This is a genomic window from Paraglaciecola aquimarina (assembly GCF_032464635.1).
GTDB classification, from domain to species: domain Bacteria; phylum Pseudomonadota; class Gammaproteobacteria; order Enterobacterales; family Alteromonadaceae; genus Paraglaciecola; species Paraglaciecola aquimarina.
On sequence record NZ_JAWDIO010000002.1, the window covers coordinates 1,660,234 to 1,675,619 of the forward strand.

The 15,386-nt window shown below is 41.7% G+C and carries 10 protein-coding genes and 3 pseudogenes; 9 read left to right on the plus strand and 4 right to left on the minus strand.

Annotated elements, in window-relative coordinates; all coding sequences use genetic code 11:
- Nucleotides 1-41 precede the first annotated feature (41 nt).
- A complete protein-coding gene (locus RS130_RS08470; RefSeq protein ID WP_316025594.1) occupies nt 42-545 on the minus strand; it encodes a TIGR03546 family protein in 504 nt (167 codons plus the stop codon).
- Nucleotides 546-586: 41 nt separating this feature from the next.
- Nucleotides 587-1,195, minus strand: coding sequence for a TIGR04211 family SH3 domain-containing protein (locus RS130_RS08475; protein ID WP_316025595.1), 609 nt, complete (start codon nt 1,193-1,195; stop codon nt 587-589).
- A gap of 159 nt (nt 1,196-1,354) precedes the next feature.
- Here RS130_RS08475 and RS130_RS08480 point away from each other — a divergent pair, with 159 nt between their 5' ends.
- From RS130_RS08480 to RS130_RS08490, 3 genes are all read left to right on the plus strand, one after another.
- Complete coding sequence (locus RS130_RS08480) at nt 1,355-2,398, plus strand: CYTH domain-containing protein (RefSeq protein ID WP_316025596.1); 1,044 nt, start codon at nt 1,355-1,357, stop codon at nt 2,396-2,398.
- 180 nt (nt 2,399-2,578) lie between these two features.
- Nucleotides 2,579-4,222 carry an acetolactate synthase large subunit gene (locus RS130_RS08485; RefSeq protein WP_316025597.1) on the plus strand — a complete coding sequence of 548 codons (1,644 nt, stop codon included), beginning with the start codon at nt 2,579-2,581 and terminating at the stop codon, nt 4,220-4,222.
- A gap of 25 nt (nt 4,223-4,247) precedes the next feature.
- Complete coding sequence (locus tag RS130_RS08490) at nt 4,248-5,678, plus strand: aldehyde dehydrogenase family protein (RefSeq protein WP_316025598.1); 1,431 nt, start codon at nt 4,248-4,250, stop codon at nt 5,676-5,678.
- 639 nt (nt 5,679-6,317) lie between these two features.
- Here the strand turns inward: RS130_RS08490 and RS130_RS08495 are convergent.
- Both RS130_RS08495 and mutH read right to left on the minus strand, forming a co-directional pair.
- Nucleotides 6,318-7,067 (minus strand): PRC-barrel domain containing protein, encoded by a 750-nt coding sequence (locus tag RS130_RS08495; RefSeq protein WP_316025599.1) that lies wholly within the window; start codon nt 7,065-7,067, stop codon nt 6,318-6,320.
- A gap of 437 nt (nt 7,068-7,504) precedes the next feature.
- The gene (gene mutH, locus RS130_RS08500) at nt 7,505-8,191 is read right to left on the minus strand and encodes a DNA mismatch repair endonuclease MutH (protein WP_316025600.1); all 687 of its coding nucleotides are present in this window, start codon (nt 8,189-8,191) and stop codon (nt 7,505-7,507) included.
- Between the two features lie 101 nt (nt 8,192-8,292).
- On the opposite strand from mutH, the gene rppH reads away from it, so the two are divergent.
- From rppH to RS130_RS23720, 6 genes and pseudogenes are all read left to right on the plus strand, one after another.
- Nucleotides 8,293-8,823 (plus strand): RNA pyrophosphohydrolase, encoded by a 531-nt coding sequence (rppH, locus tag RS130_RS08505; RefSeq protein ID WP_316025601.1) that lies wholly within the window; start codon nt 8,293-8,295, stop codon nt 8,821-8,823.
- Nucleotides 8,824-8,845: 22 nt separating this feature from the next.
- Nucleotides 8,846-11,132, plus strand: a pseudogene (gene ptsP, locus RS130_RS08510) (phosphoenolpyruvate--protein phosphotransferase).
- 49 nt (nt 11,133-11,181) lie between these two features.
- Nucleotides 11,182-12,016, plus strand: a pseudogene (locus RS130_RS08515) (thymidylate synthase).
- Between the two features lie 42 nt (nt 12,017-12,058).
- Complete coding sequence (locus RS130_RS08520; RefSeq protein WP_316025602.1) at nt 12,059-13,075, plus strand: response regulator; 1,017 nt, start codon at nt 12,059-12,061, stop codon at nt 13,073-13,075.
- Nucleotides 13,076-13,086: 11 nt separating this feature from the next.
- Nucleotides 13,087-14,040, plus strand: coding sequence for a GGDEF domain-containing protein (locus RS130_RS08525; RefSeq protein ID WP_316025603.1), 954 nt, complete (start codon nt 13,087-13,089; stop codon nt 14,038-14,040).
- A 76-nt stretch (nt 14,041-14,116) separates the two neighbouring features.
- Nucleotides 14,117-15,369: pseudogene (locus RS130_RS23720) on the plus strand (AmpG family muropeptide MFS transporter).
- The last annotated feature ends 17 nt before the right edge of the window (nt 15,370-15,386 follow it).

The following is a 15,386-nucleotide window of genomic DNA, read 5'->3' on the forward strand; positions in this document are numbered from 1 at the left end:
ACGCAATTAGGCACTGGCCAGCGAATAATTGATTTCATAGATTATTCTCCTAACCTTTGATAAATATGATAAAAACCTGAGCCTTTAATGACTTGGATAATTCTGAGTTGATTCACCCATTGCATAAAGCTCTTACGATATTTATCCACTAATCGTTTACTGAGTAATAAGCAAAATGGGAATAAAACTAATGCCACGATAACACTACCTAAGGTAATCGTATGGTAAAACTGAGTGAGTTGACCAAGGTAAGTATTGTAAAATGCGGTCCATATAGATTGTAAGCCGTCCGCTAATAACATGGACTCTCCAAATGCCGAAAAGCTAGAAGACAAGGGTACAGCGATAAGTGAAAAAATCGACCAAGATACCAAAAATGCACTAATGTTGATGCGGCAAAATAACGCGATAAATAACAATATTAATGAATGCAATCCCAAAAAAGGCGTTAAGCCCATAATCATACCTAGAGCAAAGCCAAATGCGAGTTGCCAAGGAGAGGCATCTGAATTAAGTGCTTTTAAAAGTTTAGCCAGCAAACCCATGAATATTTTCCTTCAAAAATTAACGCAAGATAATTTTACTGTTACATCCAATTGTCATTCTTACGACGCTTTTTAGGCAGATAAGTAATAAGGATCCCTAAGATAATACAAGCTACGCCGAATATACCGCCACGGGTGGCCCATTCTATGTCTGCATTTTTGTCATAATTATTTAAGGTTTCGGTGACTTCGGCAGTGGTTTTTTCGGATTCCGTCAATGACTGTTTAAGCTGTGCTACCTCTGCTGTTAAATTGCGGATTTGTTGATTCAGTAAATCTGTGTTGGTTTGCTCTGCTTGCAATGCTAATTGAGTTTGTTGAACTTGTTCTTTCAGTCCAGGAACTAATTCTCTGACGCTCTTGTCGACATTAATAAAGTCAGACTGAATCCAACCTTTACGTTGTTTATCGTCTACTACTTCTGAAAAGTTGTTGTCTTTGTCTTCTTGTATCAAGGTCACTTTTGTTCCCGCGGTGACCGAGCCTAAAATTCTGTAGTTTCTGCTTGGCCCAGCGTGCAAGTAGGTATATAAGTCATCAGAAATATAACGGGCCTCACCTTCAACTGAAGTTGTTTCTTGGGCAATAAGTGACCCACTAAATAAACAATTACCTACCAATAAACATAAAAATACTATTTGCTTACGCATATCAAAAATCTACTCCTTTTTGTAAACATAGATGGTATGGCCTGATTATTAGAAAGGCAAGTAACTATTTGGATATGAGGCGGTATTATAGGTTTATTATTGATCCTGTAATTGTGAAAGGCTATGGTAGGTAAAGTGTTGATTATCTTTTAGAAATGTATGGAATTAGAAATTGAGTTAAAACTCACCGCTCCGAGTAATGCTGGGCTGCTAATCGAGCAGAAGTTATTGCCCCAACTAGGTTACTCGGTAACTAAAAATGTGGTGCAATTGAGCAACTATTATTTTGATACTGAACAACGCACCTTGCGTAAAAATGATATCGGTTTACGTATTAGAGGGAATGGTCAACAACTTGAACAAACGTTAAAAACTGCTGGAAAATCAGTAGGCGGTTTACACCAAAGGCCTGAATATAATGTGCAATTAGCAGATAAAGAGGCCGGACAAACTGTTGTGCCTAATTTATCATTATTTGACAAAAGTGCTTGGCCACTAGGGTTTGATATTAGTGCTGCTCAACATGAGATTTCAACCTTGTTTATCACCGACTTTGAGCGACATATTTATTTGTTAGATGTGAATCAAAGCACGCAAATTGAGATGGTATGGGACTTGGGTTCGGTGTCTGCAAATGGCAAAAGTGAGCCAATATGCGAGATTGAGTTAGAACTGAAAAAAGGCAGCACCAGCGAAATTTTTGGGCTGGCTAAAAAATTGTTGCAAGTTATGTATTTGGCTATTGGAACCGACAGTAAGGCGGCGAGAGGTTATCGACTTGCCGACAACCTAGTAACTGTAGCGCCAAATGTACAGCCGATTACTGAAAATAACTTAACTGCTGGACAATTTGTTAAAGCAATAGAGAATGGCTTGTCTTGTTTACAGTATTTTAGCGCGCAGCTGTCGCGGCAATATTCTTTTTCGTCAGTTGAAAAAATAGCAGCAGTCATTCAACACTTAGGCCTAGGGTTTTCATTGTATGAGCAAGCCAAGATTGATATGCAAGCCGATGCAATTTATCAAAGAATAGTGAAATTTAGTGATAACTGGCAAAAGTTATTGGCTGACTTGCCTAATATGCAGCAACATAGTCAGCGAGAGTCGGCGGTTGATGCTCTGCTTTTTCAAGCAGAGGTGACCCAATTACAGTTAGATATAGTGCAGTTTTCGTTTGCGCAAAACCGCGCTGTTAACAATTGATTGTTTGCATATGCAAAATTGATTTAAGTAATCGGTTTTTTATGCTTTACCGGTGCATGTAGTTCAGTGGACTATAGACATCTAATAATAAAGAAAGGCTATGACCTTTTAAAATAATGTCCTTTCTTCTATACACTAGTGGAAGTCAGGATTTACCCCTACAAAACTAAAGGAGCGCCAATGAAAGCGTCTGATTTATTTATAAAAGCCTTAGAAGCAGAAGGTGTTGAGTATATTTTTGGTATTCCAGGTGAAGAAAACTTGGACTTATTAGAGTCAATGCGTGATTCAAATATCAAACTTATTTTGACTCGTCATGAACAAGGCGCTGGATTTATGGCCGCTACTTATGGTCGTTTGACAGGTAAAGTTGGTGTGTGTTTGTCGACTCTTGGCCCAGGTGCTACTAACCTTGTTACGCCAGCGGCATACGCGCAATTAGGCGCGATGCCTATGATGATGATTACTGGCCAAAAACCTGTAAAAACGAGTAAACAAGGACGATTCCAAGTCATAGACGCGGTTGACATGATGCGTCCCATTACCAAATATACCACTCAGCTAGTGAGTGGCGATCGTATTCCTTCGGCTATCCGAGAAGCGTTTAGATTAGCGCACGAAGAACGCCCTGGTGCAGTACATATCGAATTACCAGAAGACATCGCAGCAGAGCAAACGACGGCAAAGCTATTGTCTGCTAGTGTATCAAGAAGACCTATTGCTGAATATAAATCTATTAATAAAGCAGCGGGCATGATCCATGACGCGAAAACACCTTTATTATTAATTGGGGCCGGAGCAAACCGTAAATTAACCTCTAAAATGCTCAGAGAGTTTGTTGATAAAACAGGCATTCCTTACGTCACAACGCAGTTAGGTAAAGGTGTTTTGGACGAAAGAGATGATTTGTTCATGGGCAACACGGCCTTGTCTTCGGGTGATTTTGTGCACCGAGTTATAGACGGCGCAGACCTTATTATTAATGTTGGTCATGACGTCGTTGAAAAACCCCCTTTCTTTATGAGCCACAATGACAACAGACAAGTTATTCACATTAACTTTGAAACGGCCGCTGTTGATCCCGTTTATTTCCCTCAGTTAGAAGTCATAGGGGATATTGCTAACAGTATCTGGCAAATTAAAGAACAAATTAGCGCCAACCCGACTTGGGACTTTAGTTTCTTCAAAAAGGTGCATGAAGGGTATTTAACCCATAAAGCAGAAAGTGAAAATGATGATCGTTTCCCGATTTTACCTGAACGTTTTGTTCGAGATATTCGAGAAGCTATGCCTGACGACGGTATCGTTACTCTAGATAATGGCGTGTACAAAATTTGGTTTGCTCGTAACTATCCAGCTGCCTTGCCAAACACTTTGTTGCTAGATAACGCATTGGCGACCATGGGTGCAGGTTTACCATCGGCTATGGCGGCTAAAATGGTACACCCAACTAAACCTGTGATAACTGTGTGTGGTGATGGTGGATTTATGATGAATAGCCAAGAGCTAGAAACTGCTGTTCGTCTTAATCTACATATAGTTGTTATTATTTTACGTGATGATGCTTATGGCATGATCAAGTGGAAGCAAGCCAATATGGAATTTGAGAATTTTGGTTTAGATTATGGCAACCCAGACTTCGTAAAATATGTTGAAAGTTATGGCGGAAAGGGCTGGAGAATCGATTCGGCTGCAGGCTTGTTACCACAAGTAAAACAATGTTTAGCTGAGCCTGGCGTACATTTAATTGATGTTCCCGTTGATTACACGCTAAATGACGAAACATTAAATAAAACACTTCGCCTAAGAAGTGAAGCTATTTAAACCAGATACAACGACAGGAGCTATTATGTTAGCGAAAGCTTACCCTTATTATTTAGCCAATGAAGCGGTGTTTGCCAATCAAGATTTAGCAATTACCAACAAGTATACCAATGAAGTCGCTACATACACCGCTATGGCCGATGCAAAAGTTATCGATCAAGCGATTGCCGCAGCAGAAGCAAGTCAGCCTTTATTGAATAAAATGGCACCTTACGAGCGCCAAAACATAATCAACCATTGTGTAAAACGTTTTGAAGAGCGCTTTGACGAACTTGCTCACGCTTTGTGTATTGAAGCAGGTAAACCGATTAAAGATGCACGCGGTGAAGTAACGCGTTTGATTGATACCTTCCGTATTGCTGCTGAAGAGTCAGTACGCATGCATGGTGAAGTCATGAATCTCGAAATTACGCCACGGGCCAAAGGTTATACTGGCATGTACAAGCGGGTGCCAATTGGTCCATGCTCATTTATTTCACCTTTTAACTTTCCGTTAAATTTGGCCGCTCATAAAATTGCACCGGCACTAGCCACTGGTTGTGCTTTTGTACTTAAGCCTGCTAGTCGTACGCCACTAGGTGCCATTATTATTGGTGAAATTTTAGCTGAAACAGATCTACCCAAAGGCGCGTTTTCAATATTGCCTTGTAGCCGTGACGGCGCAGATTTGTTCACTACCGATGACAGATTTAAACTACTTAGCTTTACTGGCTCACCACAAGTGGGTTGGGACTTAAAAGCTAAAGCCGGGAAGAAACCGGTGATTTTAGAGTTGGGCGGTAATGCTGCTTGTGTGGTGGATCATGACACCGACCTAGATGATGCTATCGAACGCATTACTTTTGGTGCCTATTATCAATCAGGGCAAAGTTGTATCAGTGTTCAACGAGTGATAGTGCATGAATCTATCTACGCTGAATTTAAACAACGTTACACCGACAAAGTGGCAGGTTTGGTACATGGCGATCCTTTGAGTGAAGACACTTTTATCGGTCCGATGATTTCTGAATCCGAAGCCTCTCGTTTAGATAACTGGGTACAAGAAGCTGTAGCTGCTGGGGCAACTTTACTATGTGGCGGTAAGCGCGATGGCAACATGCTACAAGCTACTTTGCTTGAAAACGTACCAGTTGATGCTGCTATTAACACCGAAGAAGCCTTTGGTCCAGTATCGGTATTAAGTTCATTCGCTGATTTTGATGAAGCCTTGAAGGAGGTCAATAACAGCCAATTTGGTCTACAAGCTGGTATATTTACCCGCGATATATACAAAGCTCATAAAGCTTGGGACGAACTAGATGTAGGTGGTGTCGTTATTGGTGATGTACCTAGTTGGCGTGTAGACAACATGCCTTATGGTGGTGTTAAAGAGTCTGGCTTAGGTCGTGAAGGAATAACCTTCGCAATGGAAGATATGACTGAAATACGCTTGATGGTGTTACGTACTCCACAGTGATTTTGTGTTGGTTTTAAGCAGTTAAAAAAGCGCCTGTTGGCGCTTTTTTGTTTTCTACAAACTCTAAAGGTCGTGCACTTTCTATTAAAACGTAAGGTTCCTGACAAAACTGTTAGCAGGGATATACAAGCTAACACCGTCATCCCTGCAAGCTGTTAGCAGGAACTACCGGAATGACGAGGGCGAGTAACGTCATCCCTGCATGTTGTTAGCAGGGATCCACAATGCTGAATAAGTGATATTCACTACTACTGCTAAAGCAAACCGATCTCCGGCTCAAAACACTACCGGAATGACGAGTGCTTGAAACACTACCGGAATGCCGAAAGCGAGTAACGTCATCCCTGCATGCTGTTAGCAGGGATCCACAATGCTGAATAAGTGACATTCACTACTACAGCTAAAGTAAACCGATTCCGGCTTAAAACACTACCGGAATGACAAGGGCTTGAAACACTACCGGAATGACGAGGGCGAGTAACGTCATCCCTGCATGTTGTTGGCAGGGTCTCACAAGGCTGGGAGCGAGGTGTCATTAAGGGGGGAGGTAGTGTAACGAAGGGGGCAGGTAAACCAACACTTTGCTCTGATTGCAGAGTAAAGTGTTGGTTTTCTTAGTTGCTACTTTTAGCCAGCGTTCTAACTGTTAATTTGTAGCTTGTTTCTGACTGATTCCAGATATTGCGGGTCGTTCAATTTATCGGCATCGAACTCTGGACAGGCTTTAATTTGCGCTAAATCAATGTTGCAGCTGACGGTTTGATCCTGCCAACTTAAGCCAGTTAATTGATCGGGCGAGACTAGTACTTTTTTACCGCCTGGTAGCCAATCTCGGGTATCAATGACTAAGTAACGTAACGACCAAGTGAATGTGTCCCAGATTATATCTTTGATGTGTCCTTTTTTACCGTCTCTGGCATCAATCCCATAGCTGATAATTTCATTGGACGAGCGTAAGTGATTGGTTTGTTCTATATTGTCATCAACCGCAATGTCTACAGCCTGACCTTCAGAGGTCGCTAGAGCGGTAGGGTAGGCGTAGTCACCCCATGATTTTGTACCCATCCAATAATAGCCATAACCAAAATAGTCAAAGTAACTAATTTCGAATTGACGAGAAACAGTTTGTCGCTCTTCCAGTTTGGGGCTGTCCTTAACCTTCTGCTTGCTAATGGATACTTCAAGTGAATGCTCTTCAGGGTTGTATTCTTGCAGTGCAATGGGACTAATTAACGTGCGCTGACTTAGGGGGATCCATGGGCTGGTGTCGACTACTAAAAATCGAATAATCCAATTTCTGTCATCAAAATAAATATCTTCTACTTCACCCATCTTGCCATCAACTGCGGATAGTGAGCTGCCATTGAGTTCTTGTAAACTAACTAACATAATTGTTCCTTTTGTTATCTGTCTTTACCTTCTTGTATTAGAGAAAGTTAAGTGGATTCATTCTGTTCGAATAACAAATACAACGTAAGTTCTGCAACCTGTATGCCATTGCAAGTAAATTTTTGTTTGGCTTTGTGGCCTAAGGTTCAAGCTAGTTAACGGTAAGTTGGTATGCTGTAGTCTGTAAAAACTACAGGCTAGTGTGCAATATTTTCTTGGTTTCTGCATACTGTTTCCAGCGGTCTTCTTGATCCGTATCTTGCACCTGCCTATTACCCTCAAGTAATTTTATAGGGACACCCACGATACTAATTTTATAGAGACACCCACGAAATTTTATAGAGACACCCACGATACCTGCAAACCTTGTTGATGCAATTATTGGATTAATGATGCGGGCGCTATATTTTGTTATGGCTGAATGAAGTAGGAAAAGCTTATAGCCCAAAATAATCAGCCAAGAGTTGTGAGGTGAACTCTTTACGCAAGTAAAAGCCTCGAGGCCGAGTTTGGATTTTTTGGCCGTTTTTACCTATAGCATCGGTTAAGGCGGAGCCATCTGCTGCTTTAGGGCGAATCTGTAAGTATTGCCCATGTTTGGCGGTAATGTTTTCTATGTTACCCAAAGAGATCATTTCCATTAGTTCTTCCCAGTCCATGCGCAGTTGGTGATCTTGCTCGGAACTTGGGGTCCATAGAAATGGAGTGGCAATGCGTCTGTCTCTTGGCGGGATTTCTCGTCTGCCGTCTATTGGCACCCATAACACTTGTTGAATCTTGTTGCGCACGTTACTGCTGCGCCACTCAATACCTGCAACATCAAGCAGTGGCGCGTAACAAACGTAAGTCGTTTCTAGAGGAAAGCAGTTTTCATCTATGGGGATGGTTTTTAGCTCAATACCGAGTTTAGCAAAATCTTGCTCTGACTTTGAGCCCGCGGTCGCGCCTAAGCAGCGTTCTAACAATTGTCCGGTCCAGCCTTTTTCCCGTTTAAAGTTAACAGGCACCTTTATTTTGTTGATATCGGCTAATTCACCCAAGGTCAACCCGGCTAAGGTTTCTGCCCGTGACATCAGTTGTGCCGTAGATTTTGGTTCTTGGTTTGGAAATATATATTGTTTCATTATGCTGATGACATCGTTTAATGCTGTTTTATTTCTTTGAATGCTCGGTAGTTTATGGAAGAATGCAGTACATTAAAAGAATTGAGTTCTTGGGAGTCTAAGTGATTGATGCCGAAGGATTCCGCGCCAACGTTGGCATAGTGATTTGTAATGAGGTAGGCCAAGTATTTTGGGCTAGACGTTATGGGCAACATTCTGAGCAGTTCCCACAAGGTGGAATTGACCCAGGTGAAACTGCAGAACAAACTATGTATCGTGAGCTTTATGAAGAAGTAGGCTTGCGGCCGGAACATGTGAAAATTTTATCCGTAACTAAAAATTGGTTACGCTACAAGTTACCTCGACGATTGGTTCGTCAGGGCAGCAACCCTGTTTGTATTGGGCAAAAACAAAAGTGGTTTTTATTGCAGTTGACCTGTAGTGAAGATGACGTGGATTTATTGCAGTCTGGTCACCCAGAGTTTGATAATTGGCGTTGGGTGAGCTTTTGGTATCCGGTTAGAAACGTTGTGTCGTTTAAAAAAGATGTTTATAGGCGCGTGATGAAAGAGTTTGCATCAACCGCAATGCCAGAAAATATGCAACCTGTGCATGGGCATCCGCATAAATCAAAACGTCGCCGTAAAGCGTAAGTTTAGAGAGTAAAGAGGGAATATGTTAACTGCGCTGAAACGTATTGTTCAAGAAGTGAATCAAATTCCAGTTTTGGATGATGCACTGCGATGCCTAGCAGACAGGCTCATTGAGGCGCTGGATGTTGATTCTTGCAGTATTTATCTTGCCGACTATGAACAGCAACATTTTACCTTGGCAGCCACTAATGGGTTAGCTAATGAAGCGGTTGGTCACGTTTGTATTGGCTTTTCAGAAGGTTTGATTGGCCTTATTGGTCAACGTGAAGAGCCATTGAATATTAGTGATGCTCAAAGCCACCCTAGATTTAAACACTACCCAGAAGTAAAAGAAGAGCATTACCATGCTTTCTTGGGTGCGCCAATTATTCATCAACGTAAGGTGCTGGGAGTGTTAACGCTACAGCAGCAAGATAAACGACGCTTTAGCGAGGATGAAGAGGCTTTTCTGGTTACATTAGCCATGCAGTTAGCGGTGGAAATTGCGAATGCGAAAGCGCGTGGTTCAATTAATTCACTCAGTCATAATGTTCCCAAAGATTGGCAAAAATCATTAAGGGGGTGCCCGGTTCATCTGGCTTGGCCAGTGGTGTTGGTTACCTGCAAAATATGTTGGTGAGTATTCACAACCACACCCATAAACGTAGTGACGACGCTGAACTTGAAATCAGAAATTATCGGCAGGCGGTAAAACAAACTCAGGATGATATGGCTGTCTTGTCTGAGCGAATGCAGGGTGACGTACCTGAAGATGTGCGAGCTATTTTTCAGCTGTACCATCATCTGTTAGACGCCAATAGTTTAGGCCGCGAAGTAGAAGCAAAAATTAAAAGTGGCTGGGATGCGCCGACATCATTAAAAATGGTGGTAGAAGGTTATATTCGCCAATTTCAGTCTATGAATGATGCATATATGCGAGAACGTGCTGTCGATGTCGAAGATATGGGCAACAGAGTTTTGGCTAATATTCTCGGCATAACGTCAGATAATGTGACAAAAGAGAGCCTCCTCAATCGACTATTTTAATTGCCGAAGAAGTCACGGCCGCGATGTTAGCAGAGTTTCCCAACGAAAATTTAGCTGGCATAGTTTCAATGCGAGGTTCGAATAACTCTCACGCGGCGATTATGGCAAGAGCGATGGGGGTGCCAGCAGTAATGGGAGTGACTAACATTCCCATTAACTTACTGGATGGTAAAGAGATCCTACTCGATGGCTATACAGGCGACGTTATTGTTTCGCCTAACATAACGATTAAGCGTGAATTCGAACAACTCGTTTTAGAAGAGCAGCTATTATCGGAGCGCATTCACGCGGAAGATAATTTACCTACCGTTACCACCGATAATTGTTCGTTAAGTTTGTTTGTAAATGCCGGTTTATCATTAGAATCAGAAGGAAGTTCAAACCTTGACTCTGATGGAGTTGGGCTATTTAGAACTGAAATCCCTTTTATGATGCGCCAGCGTTTTCCAACCGAGCAAGAACAAGCCGATTTATACCGTGAATTGTTACAGGCAGAGCCTAATAAACCTTTTACTATGCGTACGCTGGACGTCGGTGGTGACAAGCCTCTACCCTATTTCCCTATTGTTGAGGAAAACCCCTTTTTAGGTTGGCGTGGCATCAGACTTACACTGGATCACCCTGAAATATTTTTAGTGCAAATTAGAGCAATGTTACGAGCTAGCATTGATTTAGATAATTTAAATATTATGTTGCCTATGATTACCTCTGTTAGTGAAGTCAGTGAAGCAAAACGATTGATTCGACAAGCCTTTTATGAAGTGCAAGAAGAAGCCGAGCTTCAGGGCCAGCGCTTGTATATGCCAAAGATTGGTGTGATGTTAGAAGTGCCAGCGGTTATTTACCAGTTACCGCAGTTAGCAAAAATTGTCGACTTCTTTTCGGTGGGCAGTAATGATTTAACTCAATATCTATTAGCAGTTGATCGCAATAACTCTCGGGTTGCTGGTCTGTATGATAGCTATCATCCCGCAGTATTAAGTGCATTACACACCATAGCTAAAACATCAAATACATTACAGATGCCCATTACCGTTTGTGGGGAACTGGCCGGTGAACCTTATGGGGTGGTATTATTGCTAGCAATGGGGTATCGAAAATTGAGTATGAATAGCCATAATTTGTCGAAAGTGAAATGGGTCGTGCGTAATATTAGCCGCAGTGACGCTGAACAATTATTAGCGAAAGTGCTGACCTTAAATAATCCTCAAGACGTTCGCCAAGAAGTTAACCTTTATCTAGAACTATCAGGTTTGGGTGGATTGGTTAGAGCCGGCAATTAACTCCCTGAAGGGCTAACAACAAACAGCAATAAGAATTGAGAATGTAACCATGCAGCAATATTTACAGCTAATGCGTCATGTATTAGACACGGGAACTAAAAAAGAAGACCGCACTGGGACCGGCACGTTAAGTGTTTTTGGCTACCAAATGCGCTTTGATTCTAAATCAAGGTTTTCCTTTGGTGACCACTAAGAAATGTCATTTACGATCCATTATCCATGAATTGTTGTGGTTTCTAAAAGGTGAAACTAACATCAGTTACTTGACTGAAAACAACGTTAAGATTTGGGATGGATGGGCGACAGATGAAGGCGAGTTAGGCCCTGTTTACGGTAAACAATGGCGTAGTTGGGAAGGAGCTGATGGCCAAGTTATTGATCAAATCAGTGAATTAGTCGAGCAAATCAAAACAAATCCTGACTCAAGGCGATTAATTGTCAGTGCGTGGAATCCAGCTGTGTTGCCCGACACTCGTTTTTCGCCAAAAGAGAACGCTGCTCGAGGCCGGCAAGCGCTTCCTCCATGCCATACAATGTTTCAGTTCTACGTTTTAGACGGTAAATTGTCTTGTCAGTTGTATCAAAGAAGTGGTGATATATTTTTGGGGGTGCCTTTCAACATCGCAAGTTATGCTTTATTAACTATGATGTTAGCCCAAGTGTGTAATCTAGAACTGGGCGATTTTGTGCATACCTTGGGCGATGCTCATTTATATTTGAATCACTTAGAGCAAGCAAAGCTGCAGCTAACTCGCGAACCTTACCCCTTGCCGAAAATGCGGATTAATCCTAGTATTGATGACATATTTTCATTCAGTATTGATGATTTTGAATTGATAGACTACCAGGCTCATGAGCACATTAAAGCGGCTGTGGCTATCTGAGCCATTTGATGACATTTACATATAACGGGTGCCAATTGTAGAATGACAATTTCAGTGTTGATTTGTGATGATTCAAACTTTGCTCGTAAGCAGATGGCTCGTTCTATTCCTGATGGGTGGGACGTAGAAATCAGTTTTGCAGAGCATGGTGAGCAAGCGTTAAGCATGATCCGTGCAGGCAAAGCTGACCTAATGTTTTTAGATTTGAACATGCCAATTATGGATGGTTATGAAACTCTGCAGGTTATCAAGGATGAAGATTTACCTACTATGGTGATTGTTGTATCCGGAGATGTGCAGCCAAAAGCTTACGCCCGTATTTTAGCTTTAGGCGCTCTGGATTTTATATCGAAACCTGTAGACACCACTAAATTAATCGAAATCTTAACGCAATTTGGGTTGTATTCTGGAGATGCAAGCACTGTAAAGCGAGAGCAAGATACCGGGCCTTTGAGCCAAAACTCTAATGCCGAAAAGTTAGACGCATACCGAGAAATGGCCAATGTTGCCATGGGGCGAGCGGGAGATAGTTTAGCAACCTTGCTTGGTGAGTTCATTGATTTACCCATTCCGAATGTTAACCTCATTACCAGCAATGAATTGCATATGGCATTGGCCGATATACAACGTAATGAAAGTGTTTCAGCGGTATCTCAAGGGTTTATCAGTGCTGGGATCAATGGTGAAGCATTGGTCATATTTAATGATTCTAATTTTAAGGGGATGGTTGAATTAATTAAGTATGAAGTTGACGACAATTCTGAGGCACTAGAGCTAGAAGCCTTAATGGATGTGTCAAATATTTTGATTGGAGCTTGTTTGCGAGCCCTATCTGAACAGCTTCACTCTGTATTTAGTCATAATCATCCTATTATTTTGGGACGACATTGTGATTTGGAAGATATTCTTAAAAACACCATACATAGAAAAGAAGACATGTTAGCGATTGAAATTGCTTATTCGATCAAGAGTCAAAATATAAACTTCGATTTGTTGTTGTTGTTTCCCAAGGAATCTATCGATTTAGTATTCGATAAACTTGTCTCTTCTCATTCTTAAGGCTCGATTTTATGGCAGTTGATAAAAGCTTGGCAGAAATGCATTGGAAACATGACCTGTTAGGCTCGATTGAAGTCGGCATTGTTGTGCTAGATAAAGAGTTTAACGTGCATGTATGGAATCAATTTATGGAAAACCATAGCAGCATAGTGCCTAGCATGATCCAAGGTCAGAATGTTTTTGAGTTTTTCCCAGAAATAGATAAAGGCTGGTTTACACGCAAAGCAGCTCCAGTGTTTTCCCTTAAAAGCCCTGTATTTGTTATTTGGGAGCAACGCCCCTATTTATTTCGTTTTGGCTGCAATCGGCCCATTACTTCTAAAGCCGAACATATGTACCAGAATATTACGATTTTTCCATTGGCTTCATTGACAGGCGAGGTGGAGCAAATATGCGTGGTTATATATGATGTTACTGATGAAGCAGTAAGTCGTATGGGCATGCAATCTCTTAATATTCAATTGCAGGAAATAAGCCGAGTTGACGGCTTAACCGGGCTTTATAATAGACGCTATTGGAATGAGCAATTTGATTTGCACTTTAAAAGAGCCAAAAGAAGTGATAGTGACTCTGCTCTTATTATTTTGGATATCGACCATTTCAAAAAAGTGAATGACACCTACGGTCATCCAGCAGGAGATCAAGTTATTCAAGCTTTGGCGCAAATCATTAAAAAAACCATTCGTGAAACTGATATTGCCGGCCGTTATGGCGGAGAAGAGTTTGCCATTATCTTACCCGATACGCCTGTGGCTAATGTTGAGTTTGTTTCTGAGCGACTTCGTCGGTTAGTTGAAAAATGTGTGGTGGATTATGGCGGCGTTAATATTTCATTTACCATTAGTATCGGCATTGCAGGTTTTGACTCAACGCATGAAACCAGTGCCCAGTGGTTAGAGTCGGCAGATAAAGTCTTATACCAAGCCAAAGCAGCCGGTAGAAACCGAGTCATCCTTGCTGAATAGGGCCCATAGGCCAATTGCTATTATCATCCCTTGGCCCTGTGGCTGAGTCATTCTGTCTTTTATTAGTTGTGTGTAAATGAATAAAAAAAGTTTTAAACAAGCCATTTTAAATAAGCGCATGCTTATATGTATTACCACGGGATTTTCATCGGGTTTACCACTTTATTTACTCATTCAGTTTGTGCCTGCCTTATTACGTTCTGCTGAAATTGACTTAGCCACCATAGGTTTAATTAACTTAGTTCTGTTCCCGTACACTTGGAAATTTCTATGGTCACCGATTATGGATCGGTTCGTTTTGCCGTTTTTCGGCAGGCGGCGAGGGTGGATGTTTGTTACGCAAGTTGGGCTGATAATATTGATGAGCTCTCTGGCTTTATTTGACCCCCACTCCGATCTCACCAGTATTATTGTTATTGTTTCCGCCATCTCCTTTTTTAGTGCTAGTCAGGACATTGTCATTGATGCATACCGTAGAGAGATATTGCCAGATGACGAGTTAGGTGCAGGCAATGCTTTCTATGCGCAGGCTTATCGAATTTCTTCTTTCGTGCCTTACCACTTGCCATGATTTTGGCCGGATTTTTCCTTGGTCAATAGCGCATTTGTCGATTGCAGCCTTTATGTTGGTGGGGCTTATTTCAACTCTGTTGATTAGGGAATCATCAAAAGCAGGCGACGAACCGCAAACCCTGCGTTCGGCTGTGGTTGAACCTTTTAAAGAGTTCTTCCAACGAACCAATAGGCAAGATGCGCTTTGGATACTGCTTTTTATTATTTTGTACAAGTTGGGCGACAGTATGGCGACCGCGTTAGAAACCCCATTTTTTATGGATATGGGATTTTCAACTGTAGAGATTGGCTCGATCGCCAAAATATCGAAAACCATAGGTGCGACAGTCGGTACCATTTTAGGTGGCTTGGCCATGATTAAATTGGGAATTAATCGTAGTTTATGGATTTTTGGTGGATCTCCAGATTTTGTCAATATTAGGCTACGTGATGTTGTCTATGGTGGGCTATAACCACTTCGTTTTAGCTATTGCCAGTGGCTTTGAATACCTAGGTGTAGGTTTAGGCTCTGTGGCGCTAATAGCATTTATGGCTAAATCGACTAATAAACATTTTACCGCTACTCAATTTGCATTGTTGACCAGTATTGCGGTGATCCCCAGGACGTTTGTTAGCGCTACTACGGGTTACATAATTGAATCGGTAGGGTATACCCAGTTTTTTACAATTTGCTTTTTATGCGCGTTGCCCGGCATGTTGATGTTAATCAAAGTCGCTCCTTGGAACGGTGAGAAACCCAGCCCAACTGATAGCTGATTTGCTGGCAATTATTG

What these genes read in the sequence shown, in the direction of transcription:
- RS130_RS08470 (WP_316025594.1), bottom strand. Translation starts at nt 545, where the DNA reads ATGGGTTTGCTGGCTAAACTTTTAAAAGCACTTAATTCAGATGCCTCT.
- RS130_RS08475 (WP_316025595.1), bottom strand. Translation starts at nt 1,195, where the DNA reads ATGCGTAAGCAAATAGTATTTTTATGTTTATTGGTAGGTAATTGTTTA.
- RS130_RS08480 (WP_316025596.1), top strand. Translation starts at nt 1,355, where the DNA reads ATGGAATTAGAAATTGAGTTAAAACTCACCGCTCCGAGTAATGCTGGG.
- RS130_RS08485 (WP_316025597.1), top strand. Translation starts at nt 2,579, where the DNA reads ATGAAAGCGTCTGATTTATTTATAAAAGCCTTAGAAGCAGAAGGTGTT.
- RS130_RS08490 (WP_316025598.1), top strand. Translation starts at nt 4,248, where the DNA reads ATGTTAGCGAAAGCTTACCCTTATTATTTAGCCAATGAAGCGGTGTTT.
- RS130_RS08495 (WP_316025599.1), bottom strand. Translation starts at nt 7,067, where the DNA reads ATGTTAGTTAGTTTACAAGAACTCAATGGCAGCTCACTATCCGCAGTT.
- mutH (WP_316025600.1), bottom strand. Translation starts at nt 8,191, where the DNA reads ATGAAACAATATATATTTCCAAACCAAGAACCAAAATCTACGGCACAA.
- RS130_RS08520 (WP_316025602.1), top strand. Translation starts at nt 12,059, where the DNA reads ATGACAATTTCAGTGTTGATTTGTGATGATTCAAACTTTGCTCGTAAG.
- RS130_RS08525 (WP_316025603.1), top strand. Translation starts at nt 13,087, where the DNA reads ATGGCAGTTGATAAAAGCTTGGCAGAAATGCATTGGAAACATGACCTG.